Annotated in this window: 14 protein-coding genes; 6 read left to right on the forward strand and 8 right to left on the reverse strand. The window is 43.1% G+C overall.

The window, feature by feature from the left end; translation table 11 throughout:
- Window positions 1-393: 393 nt before the first annotated feature.
- On the reverse strand, window positions 394-1,236 hold the full coding sequence (locus JUI58_RS15915) for a pentapeptide repeat-containing protein (protein WP_204104786.1): 843 nt from the start codon (window positions 1,234-1,236) through the stop codon (window positions 394-396).
- A 9-nt stretch (window positions 1,237-1,245) separates the two neighbouring features.
- Window positions 1,246-1,902, reverse strand: coding sequence for a DUF4079 domain-containing protein (locus JUI58_RS15920; protein ID WP_204104787.1), 657 nt, complete (start codon window positions 1,900-1,902; stop codon window positions 1,246-1,248).
- Window positions 1,903-2,065: 163 nt separating this feature from the next.
- Here JUI58_RS15920 and JUI58_RS15925 point away from each other — a divergent pair, with 163 nt between their 5' ends.
- Entirely contained in the window at window positions 2,066-2,434 is a 369-nt protein-coding gene (locus JUI58_RS15925; RefSeq protein ID WP_204104788.1) for a YccF domain-containing protein, read from the forward strand.
- Window positions 2,435-2,449: 15 nt separating this feature from the next.
- Here the strand turns inward: JUI58_RS15925 and JUI58_RS15930 are convergent, their stop codons facing one another.
- From JUI58_RS15930 to JUI58_RS15940, 3 genes are all read right to left on the reverse strand, one after another.
- Window positions 2,450-3,010 (reverse strand): (2Fe-2S) ferredoxin domain-containing protein, encoded by a 561-nt coding sequence (locus JUI58_RS15930; protein WP_204104789.1) that lies wholly within the window; start codon window positions 3,008-3,010, stop codon window positions 2,450-2,452.
- A 51-nt stretch (window positions 3,011-3,061) separates the two neighbouring features.
- Complete coding sequence (locus JUI58_RS15935) at window positions 3,062-3,358, reverse strand: Asr1405/Asl0597 family protein (RefSeq protein ID WP_204104790.1); 297 nt, start codon at window positions 3,356-3,358, stop codon at window positions 3,062-3,064.
- A gap of 324 nt (window positions 3,359-3,682) precedes the next feature.
- A complete protein-coding gene (locus JUI58_RS15940; RefSeq protein ID WP_204104791.1) occupies window positions 3,683-4,888 on the reverse strand; it encodes a phosphoglycerate kinase in 1,206 nt (401 codons plus the stop codon).
- Window positions 4,889-5,021: 133 nt separating this feature from the next.
- Between JUI58_RS15940 and JUI58_RS15945 the strand changes: the two genes are divergently transcribed.
- Window positions 5,022-5,435 carry a universal stress protein gene (locus JUI58_RS15945; RefSeq protein ID WP_204104792.1) on the forward strand — a complete coding sequence of 138 codons (414 nt, stop codon included), beginning with the start codon at window positions 5,022-5,024 and terminating at the stop codon, window positions 5,433-5,435.
- A 134-nt stretch (window positions 5,436-5,569) separates the two neighbouring features.
- Here the strand turns inward: JUI58_RS15945 and JUI58_RS15950 are convergent, their stop codons facing one another.
- Together JUI58_RS15950 and JUI58_RS15955 are read right to left on the reverse strand one after the other, a co-directional pair.
- Window positions 5,570-6,868, reverse strand: a complete 1,299-nt coding sequence (locus JUI58_RS15950; RefSeq protein ID WP_204104793.1) for a methylglyoxal synthase — start codon at window positions 6,866-6,868, stop codon at window positions 5,570-5,572.
- A 37-nt stretch (window positions 6,869-6,905) separates the two neighbouring features.
- Window positions 6,906-7,502 carry a hypothetical protein gene (locus tag JUI58_RS15955; RefSeq protein ID WP_204104794.1) on the reverse strand — a complete coding sequence of 199 codons (597 nt, stop codon included), beginning with the start codon at window positions 7,500-7,502 and terminating at the stop codon, window positions 6,906-6,908.
- A gap of 118 nt (window positions 7,503-7,620) precedes the next feature.
- On the opposite strand from JUI58_RS15955, the gene ribBA reads away from it, so the two are divergent.
- The 3 genes from ribBA (at window position 7,621) to JUI58_RS15970 (ending at window position 10,138) form a co-directional block, all read left to right on the forward strand.
- Window positions 7,621-9,291, forward strand: coding sequence for a bifunctional 3,4-dihydroxy-2-butanone-4-phosphate synthase/GTP cyclohydrolase II (gene ribBA, locus JUI58_RS15960; protein WP_348539903.1), 1,671 nt, complete (start codon window positions 7,621-7,623; stop codon window positions 9,289-9,291).
- Between the two features lie 86 nt (window positions 9,292-9,377).
- Window positions 9,378-9,719: a hypothetical protein gene (locus JUI58_RS15965; RefSeq protein WP_204104799.1), complete on the forward strand. Its 342-nt coding sequence runs from the start codon at window positions 9,378-9,380 to the stop codon at window positions 9,717-9,719.
- The gene (locus JUI58_RS15970; protein WP_204104795.1) at window positions 9,716-10,138 is read left to right on the forward strand and encodes a PIN domain-containing protein; all 423 of its coding nucleotides are present in this window, start codon (window positions 9,716-9,718) and stop codon (window positions 10,136-10,138) included. The genes JUI58_RS15965 and JUI58_RS15970 overlap by 4 nt, the downstream gene beginning before the upstream one ends.
- 92 nt (window positions 10,139-10,230) lie before the next feature.
- Here the strand turns inward: JUI58_RS15970 and JUI58_RS15975 are convergent, their stop codons facing one another.
- Entirely contained in the window at window positions 10,231-10,740 is a 510-nt protein-coding gene (locus tag JUI58_RS15975; RefSeq protein WP_204104796.1) for a pentapeptide repeat-containing protein, read from the reverse strand.
- Between the two features lie 65 nt (window positions 10,741-10,805).
- Between JUI58_RS15975 and JUI58_RS15980 the strand changes: the two genes are divergently transcribed.
- Window positions 10,806-11,285 carry a YraN family protein gene (locus JUI58_RS15980; protein WP_204104797.1) on the forward strand — a complete coding sequence of 160 codons (480 nt, stop codon included), beginning with the start codon at window positions 10,806-10,808 and terminating at the stop codon, window positions 11,283-11,285.
- The last annotated feature ends 78 nt before the right edge of the window (window positions 11,286-11,363 follow it).

Below are 11,363 nucleotides of genomic sequence, written 5' to 3' on the forward strand. Positions count from 1 at the left end.
GTAAGTTAGTGTTAACATTTCAATCCTCCTAAATCGGATTCTAGCAACCTTTACAAAGAATGTCAATCTATGTGTACGGACGTTAAATTTAACGTCCGTACTTTGGTCGGTTTTATTCGTTGGCAAAAAGACGAGCGACCCCGGTGAATCGAATTCACCGAGCGGTTGAGGGATGGCGAATCGTCTCTTGGTGCGCGTTCCTTTGCTGAGGAAACCTCAGCAGGGTCGCACCGCAATTCGCCATATCCAATCAACCAAGAGGGAACGCGCTCGTCATCTCACCGTTAACCCTTTGGGTCTAACGGGAGTCCTCTTTTTGCATTTTTGGATAGCTTTAGTCCTAGCGCACCATATTTATCATGTTGTATGGAGTGTAAACCGCCGAATTTAGGTTCAATTGGGGATTGGATCGATGGGAACTTCAGGGAGAATCATTTCCGTATCCGGTGTTGTTTCTGTGGGTTCTTCTTCTTCCTTGCAACCTTGTTCCGAAATTGTACCATCGGGCATGGCTGCACTGCATAAATTGGCATTGGTTAAATCTGTTCCAAACAGAAAAGCACCTCTTAAATCGGCAAATTCTAGCGTTGCATTGCTTAAATCTGCATCGCTTAAATCAGCCTTTCTCAAATCTGCTCCACTGAGATCGGCTTGACTTAAATTGGCCTTTTGTAAGCGTGCTAAAGTCAAATTGGCTCGGGTTAGATTTGCTTCTTGTAATTGCGTGCCTTCAAGAGTAGCATGATTGAGATCCGCGTCTGTTAAATTGGCTTGAAATAAGGAAGCATTACTAAGATTTGCCTGTTCGAGAGAAGCACCCGTTAAGTCTATTTTAATTGCTGTCATTTGCGTTAAATTGGCTTTAAATAGACTTGCACCAATTAAATTGGCTTCTCTCAAATCTACACTACTCAAATTAGTATTTTCCAGGTTAGCTCCTCTAAGATCGGCAAATCTCAAACTGGCAAATCTCAAATTTGCTTCTTCCAAATTACTGCTTCTCAAATAAGAACGTTCTAAGTTTTGTCCTCTTAAATCTGCACCGATTAGATTACAACGTTCGCATTCTCTAGTTTCGATTAATTGTTGAGAATTAGCCTCGACAATTTTACTGAAGTCCATATCAGCAGGATCGGCAGAGAAAAAGCGATCGGGTTGAACAGTTTGGGCGTAACTTTTAGAGTAAACGGTAAAGATTAAACAAGAAACAACTAGCAGCAAAAATTTTGGATTCATTGTTCTTTCCTATTTAGCTGAATAAAAAGCAATTTCAGCAAGATCTCGCATTCCCGTAATACCTTGTCCCATAAACAGAAACAAAGCAACAGTATTAAGTGTAATATGCAATCTGCGCCATGCTAAAGAACGATCTTTATAAATCTCTGGTATTATTGCCAGAGAAATTACCATAAAAATAGTTGCAGTCAAACCATAATAGTAATGAGATATATACCACTCACCACCACGGCGAAAAATCCATTCCTGAGAACCAATAACAATTAATCCCATACTGGTTAGAGTCGCAAATGTAGCTCGCCAGATTTTAGGTTTAGCACGATAAAGCAGAATTAGAGAAATGAGTGTAAATGCAAAGATAAAAATCAGAAAAATCCCACGAAAAGGAGCTTCTTCCATTAATTTTTTTTCGATAAATCCCCCTTTAATGGTAGCATAAGCAAATCCGATTAAAGATAACATAACGACACTACCAGCCATCAAGCGACCGATTTTAACGTGTTCTAGACCCACAGCAGGAGGAATTTTACTTTTTACTCCCGCAGCCGCTTGTAAGCGACGTTGGCGTGTTTGCATGGCAAAATATGAGACAATCCCAATGAGGGGAAATACCCAAATTACGGCAAATATGGGATGAATCAAAGCGGTTAAAAGTTTGATGTCCATTGTTGGGTTATTGTGGGAACGATCCTGTTTTGTTCGTATTGCGCGGTATTCTAACAGATCGAGGTGGCATCTTTGAAAATTACCTAGAAAATTGCTAATATTGGAGCGTAGGGATAGTTAATCCTGTTGATCTGTTGGCATTTTACTTTTTCTGCTTTTTATCATGAGTCTCTTAGGCAATATTATTTGGTTGATTTTCGGTGGCTTTATTGCGGGTCTAGGCTATATTTTGGGAGGCATATCGTTGTGCGTTACAATCATCGGTATCCCTTTTGGAATACAAGCGATCAAGTTAGGTATAGCAACGATGACTCCTTTTGGTCGAGAAATTGTGGTTAGTGAAGAAACGGGCAGCGTTATCAATATGATTTTTAATATTATCTGGCTTCTGGTTTTTGGGTGGGGTATTGCTTTAACTCATTTGCTTTTTTCTGTTCTATTCGCGATTACAATTATTGGGCTTCCTTTTGCCAAGCAACATTGGAAGTTACTTTTCTTATCATTGTTTCCTTTTGGTCGAGAATTAGTGTAAATGATTAATTATCTATTAATCATTTGTGAAATGTTTTTCGATCAATGCAGGAATTTGAGCAGAACTAACGTTGCTATAACGGGCTTTGTCCGGCATTACGACAAGATTAGGACCTTGTTTGCATTGTTTGAGGCAACCTGTGGTTCTAATCTTAACCCGATCGCCTAATCCGCGATCGCGCAATCCTTTTTCTAAAGCATGGCAAACGGCATCTCCTCCTCGCTTGCGACAGGTTGATTTCTGACAAACTAAAATGCTGGCTTTTGGAGATAATTTGGGCAGTACGATCGCGTCAAGTTCGGATTTTTGTTGTTGTTTTGCCAAGGCGATCGCCTCGGCAGTCAGTTGCACAATTCCCGTTTTTTTCCGTTTTTGTGTACCGCTAACTTCTAACCAACACCCCGGAACTATTCTCGGATCGAAAGTATTACGCAATTCTTTAGGAACTTTGATCCAATATTCTCTTTCTTCAAAGATCAATCTGAGATATTTAATTTTATAGCCATCTTTAATAATAACATCTAGTAATTGACCGACGATAGCAAAATCGGCAACAGGCATCTTTGTTTGAGACATGACGCTTTATTAAGTTAACAATCAACAACAATTTGAAAACAATTTGAATATCTAAGCACAAATTCTGGTTTGCCAGCAATCTTCTAAAAAGTCTAATAGTTCGTTCCGAGAAGCGCGATAACGATGAGCAATACTCCATAATTGTAATGCTGCGGTGGGACTGTCGATCCTGGCTTCTAGGGGTTGGGCGATCGCGCAATTGCAAGGAATTCCTAATTCTTGCAAGCGATGGTAAATTGACCAGCGATCGGTTTGTTCAATGGCTAAAATTTTAATTTCTAAGCCCTCTAAAACTGGCTGTAGTGCCTCGTTATCGGCGATCGCTGACTCGGATTGAGTAGCCCTCATATTTCTAGTAGCCTCCGTAAACTGGGTTACATCCAGTATAAGAACAATTCGCACTAAATGACAAGTCTTCTCAATAAATTATTTTAACAATACTTTACATTATTGCTGTAAATCTTGCTGTGCTAGGATTTCAGGAAGTTAAATAAAAAACTTACTTAGAAAGAAAATCAATTATGTCAGATACACAGAAATGGTATGTTGTCAAGAAAGATGATGGCTCTGGCGATCTGAGCGATCGCCAGTCGTGTCGGCTTAATTCGTGCAGGGAAGTGCTTTAATTCCCCCCAGCCCCCCTAGAGAAGAGGGGGGAATGTTACACAAGAATTAAGCATCATTCAGCGCTGCAATTCCGGGAAGTATTTTTCCTTCCAACAGTTCTAAACTGGCACCACCACCCGTCGAAATATGGCTCATCTTCTCAGCAACCCCCACTTTTTCCACGGCTGCAACCGAGTCACCACCACCGATAATCGTAATGCAGCCTTGAGGAGTCAAACCTGCCAAAGTATGGGCGATCGCCTCAGTACCAGGAGCAAATTTATCGAACTCAAAAACCCCCATAGGACCATTCCAAATCACGCATTTGCAGTCTTCTAAAGCAGCTTGGAAAGTCTTCACAGAGTCAGGTCCAATATCCAAACCCATCCAACCATCAGGAATAGCATTAACACTCACAGTTTGAGCATTGGCATCTGGCGCAAAATTATCTGCCACCACTACATCCGTCGGCAATAATAACTCTACTCCTTTTTCTTTAGCTTTCGCTTCCAAAGTCTTGGCCAATTCCAACTTATCTTCTTCCACCAAAGACTTACCAACACTCAATCCTCGTGCCTTGTAGAAAGTGAAAATCATGCCACCACCGATTAGCAACTTATCGCACTTATCCAACAACGTCTCAATCACACCGATTTTACTCGAAACCTTAGAACCGCCAATAATTGCCGCCAAAGGACGTTGAGGATTGTCGATCGCCCCTTGTAAGAACTGCAATTCTTTCTCAATCAAATAGCCAGCAACACTGGTTTTCAGAACTTTAGTGACACCCTCCGTAGAAGCATGGGCGCGGTGTGCCGTCCCGAAAGCGTCATTGACGTAGATATCTGCATTCGCCGCTAATTGCTTGGCAAATTCAGGATCGTTTTTCTCTTCTTCAGCATAAAAACGGACATTTTCCAATAAAGCAACATCGCCATTGCTCATGCCACTAACAACGGAAGCCACCGCAGCGCCGATACAATCAGAACACATGGTGACATTTTTACCCAACAACTCCGATAAGCGTTTAGCAACAGGAGTGAGGCGCAATTCCTCTTTCACCTGTCCTTTAGGGCGACCCATGTGGCTCGACAATAAGACTTTTGCGCCTTTTTTCGTTAAATCTTGGATTGTCGGTAATGCTGCCCGAATCCTCGTATCGTCGGTAATAGCACCCTTATCATCAAAAGGAACGTTAAAATCGGCTCGAACCAAAACCCGTTTACCTTTTAAATCCGCTTCTGATAAATTTGCTACAGTTTTCTTAGGCATAAGAATATTCTCCTGTTTTCGTTTGAGTTTCTCAAAATGCGATTCAATATTGCTAGGGAACGCAAATTTCCCCAGTTTGGGGGATCGATCCCTAGCTGATTGTACAGGAGCGGGTGTTACTGGAGATACAGTTATGTTTAAAACGGTTCTATTCCCTCTCGATGCCAGCCCAGAAGCGGCTAATGCGATGAAAGTAGTTGCGGAACTTGTCCGTAAATACGAAAGTCGCCTCATTTTACTCTCTGTTGTTGAAGCGCCGACTATCGAACAGGAAACTAAAGCTCAGGAGGTCATGAGTTCCCCTCAACAGGTGGAAAAATTGCTCGATGGCGCAAAAGCGGCATTTTCTAGCAAAGGGATCGACGCGGAAACGATTGAACGGGAAGGAATGCCTTCTTTTACGATTTGTGATGTTGCGGACGAACTCGATGCCAACCTCATTGTTATGGGTTCTCGCGGTATGGGTTTAACTGCCGAAGGGGTTTCTGAAAGCGTTACCAATCGTGTGATTAATTTATCTCCTTGTCCGGTTTTGATTGTTCCGTAATGTTGTTGGTTGCGGTTATTTATTGTTGGTGGTGACTCTCCTCTTCCCTTTTTGAAGGGGTTAATGGTGGGTTGTACTGTTCTATCCCCCCTTTGCTAAGGGGGGTTAGGGGGGATGTCGTCAAAAAAAGCAGCTTAAATGGTCAATAAAGGCGTAAAAATTGTCAATCCTTTGGGAATACATTCAATGTCAACAGGATTCGCCGCAAATATTTCACCATCAATCACCAACTTCTGAGGGGGATCGGTAGTAATTTTGAGGCGGCTGGCTTGCAAGCAAATGAGGTCTTCTCGGTTAGAAGGTGTTTTCACTAAAGCCGAAGCAAATAGAGAAGCGAAGGCATTCACCTGCAATCCGTTTTGAGGTGTGGTAAGGATGGTGATATCTAAAAGACCATCATCGGGAATTACTTCCCCAAAACCCTGAGCCATTAATGAAGTTGAAGGAGCAGCATTGGCCACCGTTACAGCAACGGTTTGAAATTCAACGATCTCGCCATTTATTTCAATCGTTGCCTTGAAAGGTTCTTGATCGAAGAGTTGCTGTGCGGCGGATAATACATAAGCGAGAGAGCCTAAATGGTTTTTCAATTCTCGATTGGCCTTTTCCACCATCCCCGCTTCAAATCCGACTCCCGCTAATAAGATCATGGGAATATCATTGCACCGTGCCACATCCACCATGCGAGTATTACCAGCAGCGATCGTTTCGCAAGCTGATTTTAAATTCATAGGAATGCCCAAGGCAGCACAAAAAGCATTAGCCGTGCCTCGAGGAATGATACCGAGGGGAATACCCGTTTCAATCGTGGCACTGGCGATCGCCGAAACGGTGCCGTCTCCACCAGAAGCGATGATAAAGCCAGGATCTTCATTCTCCTCCGTTTCTCGAGCCTGAATAGCGGCGATCGCCTCCTTCGCTTGTTCCACAGGATTTACATTGGGTTGAGTGTAAATTGTGTGTAGGTGAACTTGCGGTTTTAAGGTTTGATGAATCGAGGCTAAATCGCGATCGGGATTGCCCTGTCCCGCAACCGGATTAAAAATTAAATAAGCAATTCGACTGCGTGCAAACCCGCGAATGATTGACTCCGCCGTTGCCAAATTAATCGCGAGGGGAACATCATGAATTGTGCAGGCACGTAAGATGCTATCAATTCTAGGTTCTTGAGGGTTAGCTTGGAGTAGATCGAACAAAAAGATAACCCCAATCATCTCCCCCGAGACAATGCGGGCTGCAATTTGTAGATCTCCTCCTCGCGCAGCCGACAATAATCCCTCGATTTTGAGTCCCGTTGCTTCCTGAATTTGCTGCCCGGTTTTATCCATAGCCATCAGGTGATAGCCCGATAAAATCGAACGATATTTTTTGACCAAAACAATGAGGTCATTTTTCTGGGTGTTATGGGCAATCAAGGCAATAGAAGCTGGCACGATCGCGGTTCCTGTTGATACAGTTTATTCTTGTCTATCATCCTCCATTCCCACAGAGAATGACATTACTGCCCCCACTGCGGCCACCAGAAATCCAACCCTGCATGGGAGACGAAATTTGCAACCAGAAACGCCCCTCGGGATCGCTAGAGGTATTTCCCGTGAGAGTCGCGGTTGCACCTTTTTTCAAACCGCCAATTGTCGCCCCCGTTTCTATATTAGGACGAGAACGAATCGCTAGATCGACGATGGCCAAACGACAACTTCCTGCCTGAATATTTCTCAAGGCTGGAGTAAGGGGAACAACGGGATTTGGTTGCGGCTGACTGGGAGGAGTGGTCGATGCAGGGGTATCGGTACACTTGGTCAGATGACGGGCAATGACAAATCCTTCCACGGGGTTTTTGACGGAGATCCAGCCCTGTTGACCATTACCGGCTAGGGTGAGTTGAACATTTGCCTCTAAGGTCGCTACAATTTGACTGTCAGGACCGACAGAAGGCTGAGAATAAACATCAATACGGCGATTAGTTTGTCGGCACTGATCCGATAAGGACTGCGATCGCGCCGGAAGATGAAGGGCGAATGCCCCGGAACCAGCCAAGAGGAAAAGAACAATGATACGAATATTCATGTTTAATAATGGGTCAATAAATGATGAGCAGATCGGGGATGGGTAACTGGTACGCGATCGATAACCACTAACCCATTAAAATAAAAATAAACCCAACCTGAATTTTTATTAATTTTTTGTGCCAGAACTGACTCAAACTTCTTGTCAATTTGATGCGATCGATGCTGCCCTTGCAGATTTTAAAGCGGGTCGTCCCATTGTAGTTGTAGACGATGAGAACCGCGAAAATGAAGGGGATTTAATTTGTGCGGCTCAATTTACCACCCCCGATATTATTAATTTTATGGCGGTGGAGGCACGGGGCTTGATTTGCTTGGCCATGACGGGGGAACGTCTCGATGAACTGGAATTACCCCTGATGGTAACTAAAAATACCGATCCCAATCAAACCGCGTTTACTGTCAGTGTTGATGCAGCCCCCCATTTGGGCGTAACTACGGGCATTTCTGCCGAAGACCGCGCCAAAACTATTCAAATTACTATCAACCCCGCGACGCGATCGGAGGATTTGCGCCGTCCCGGTCATATTTTCCCGATTCGTGCCAAACAGGGGGGGGTTTTAAAGCGGGCAGGTCATACAGAAGCGGCGGTAGATTTATCGCGGCTATCGGGATTGTACCCGGCGGGGGTCATCTGCGAAATACAAAATCCCAATGGTTCGATGGCACGGTTGCCGGAATTGGTAGAATATGCCCAAAAACACGATCTGAAGCTGATTAGTATTGCCGATCTGATTAGCTATCGTCTCAAACACGATCGCTTTGTTTATCGGGAAGCGGTGTGCCAGTTTCCCAGCCAGTTCGGGGATTTTCAGATTTACGCCTATCGCAATGTTCTCGATAATACAGAACATATTGCTATTGTTAAGGGCGATCCGCAAAAGTTTGGCGATCGCCCAGTAACGGTGCGAATGCACTCAGAATGTTTGACAGGGGATGCTTTGGGATCTTTGCGTTGCGATTGTCGGATGCAGCTACAAGCCGCCTTAAAGACTATTGAGGATGCGGGGCTAGGAGTTGTGGTTTATCTGCGTCAGGAAGGGCGAGGGATTGGTTTGGTGAACAAACTTAAGGCTTATTCTTTGCAAGATTTGGGCTTTGATACTGTCGAAGCGAATGAAAGATTGGGCTTTCCGGCAGATTTGCGGGACTATGGTATGGGGGCGCAAATCTTGAACGATTTGGGGATTAAACAGATTTGTTTGATTACTAATAATCCCCGCAAAATTGCTGGGTTAAAGGGATATGGTTTGGAGGTGGTCGATCGCGTTCCCTTGTTGATTGAAGCAACAGATCACAATTCGGAATATTTGGCTACGAAGGCGAATAAGTTGGGGCATTTATTATTGCAAACTTATTTGGTTACGGTGGGCATTGATTGGCATTCATCGGTGGAAAGTGTGAGGGATCGCTATGAATTATTAGATCGGTTTCGCAGGTTAGTTCGTTCTCACGATTTATTATTACAAGAAGAATCTCGCCCGGTGGCGATCGCGCTGTTTGAAAAGCCTTCTCTGGTGGCGCATATCGGGTTAGATCAACCCCAGGTTGCCAGTGTGGATTGGTATGGCGATATCGAACATCCTTATGTTAAGGCGATCGGTAATATTTTAGATGATTTAGTAACATGGAATCAGATCGAACGGTTAGAATTTTTGATTTCTACGGGAGACGATCCGATGACAGGATTACAGGTTAATTTGTCGCGTCAGTCGCATATTTTAAGCCAAAAACCGTCCAGTTTATGTGCAGACTTAGAACGACAAACTATTTATAGTTTTACCAATTAAGAACAAGGTATGGCCAGCATCTTTTGTTTTTTTTTGCAACTTATGCCAAAATAGAGGAAAAATATATGATTGAGAGTAGAGAACTCATGTTAAACCTACAATTAGATCGAGAGACAGAAAGCCATTTAGCCGAGATTCTAGCCGCAGAACAAACAAATTCTGAGGAATTAGTGAAGCGTCTGATTTACGAACATTGGTTGATCGTACAATCTCATCCATTGAAGACTCGTCCTGCAATTGTTGAGAGACGAGGAGAAGACTCTGAAGAAGCAAAAACAATTGTGGAAAGACTGGGAGGACATCCTGAATATCTTCTGCAAGATGCTCATCAGGAGCTTTCCTCACGATCTACTCGCAAGCGATTAGTCGCAGAATATATTGTTCAAAAACATGACAAAATTCAGTCAAAGAATGAATTAAAATCATGAGATATCCTCCAACTATTTTAATGGATAGTAGTATCCTATTAGCTTATTATAATGCACGGGATAATTATCATCAGCCAGCAAAGAATTTTTTTGAAAATTGTACGAGCGATCTATTAACTACAATTCCTTGTATTACTGAAGTTATGTATCTTCTCGATCGCAATTGGCAAGTTCAGAATCAGTTTTTACGGGGTGTTAATTTAGAAGTTTTTGCCTTTGTGCCTTTACTCGCTGAAGACTTACTTCGCATTGCAGAATTAAATCAGAAATATTCAGATTTACCGGGAGATTTTGCTGATTTATCTTTGGTGGTAATTTCAGAACGACTAAATATTGACGCGATCGCAACCCTTGATGACGATTTTTATGTTTACCAGCGCTATCGAAATCAAGCCTTTAATCGAGTATTTTTGGGCTAGAAATAATGCACTTAGATTTTAAACATATCTATATTCTACTCTTCTTCTACTTTTCCTGTCCTCTCCATAGAAAAAGAGAGGAACTTCTATTATTACCAACAGAGTAAAGTTTCTCGAGTTTCTCGTCCTGTTGTTGGATTTGTCCCCGAGGCAATATCGCAAAGTTTCCTTTGAATATCGGCTCTTAATAATACATTAGTAAAATCTGCACCTTCGATGATTGTCTGATCAAATAATGCGCCAAAAGCAAAGGCATCTTCTAGCACGGCATTGGTTAAATTAGCATGAGATAAACGCACCGATCCTAAAACAGCATTGCGAAGATTGGCACCCTCGAAGTTAGCAGAATCGAGATTGGAGGAAAAGAACTCTACCCCGAATAAATTGGAGTAGCTAAAGTCACATTGACGGAGATTAGAATGATCGAAGCTGGCATCTCTCAAGTCTTGATGAGAAAAATCCTCGCCGATTAAAGTGACGTTATTATAGGAAATTGCGAGGACGGGAGAAACGAAAATATTGCAAAATGCAAAGCCCGCGATTAATAGCAGGAAAAAACTGGTTACAATTGTTTGGAGGTGAGAAAGTAAGTATTTTTTCATGATTTTTTATGTTTTTCTAGAGTATATCAGCAATCCGAGCGAGAAAATTGAGGAGGAAATCAGGTTTGAGTGAAGTTAAACGCCAAAACAAGGGCAAGCGATCGCTTGAAGTGGGACAATTGGGAGAACAAGTTGTTGCCGATTGGTTGGAGGCACGAGAATGGCAAATACTGCATCATCGCTGGTACTGTCCTTGGGGGGAAATCGATCTGGTGGCGCGATCGCCAGATGCTGCGCTTATTTTTGTTGAGGTGAAAACTCGCAGTTCTGGTAATTGGGACTTAAATGGACTTCTGGCGATAACTCCCCAAAAGCAGGCAAAATTGTGGCAAACTGCTGAGGCATTTTTAGCACAATATCCCAATTATGCCGATTTTCTCTGTCGGTTCGATCTGGCATTGGTTCACTACAAGCGGGTTCTCGACTCTGCTGTGGGTTCTTCTCCTGTCATTCTGAACCAACCTGTATGGCGATCGGGTTATGAGTTTGCGTTAGAGAATTATCTGGAAGGGGTGGCAATGACAGGGTCAGGAACCTCAGCCTAAAGGCGTGAGGCTTGAAAGAGAAATCTGACAAGCCATTCTGACCAGACTCAGTACCTTGCGTACTACGTTATTTGGGTC

This window comes from Spirulina sp. CCY15215, from assembly GCF_016888125.1.
Taxonomy (GTDB): domain Bacteria; phylum Cyanobacteriota; class Cyanobacteriia; order Cyanobacteriales; family Spirulinaceae; genus CCY15215.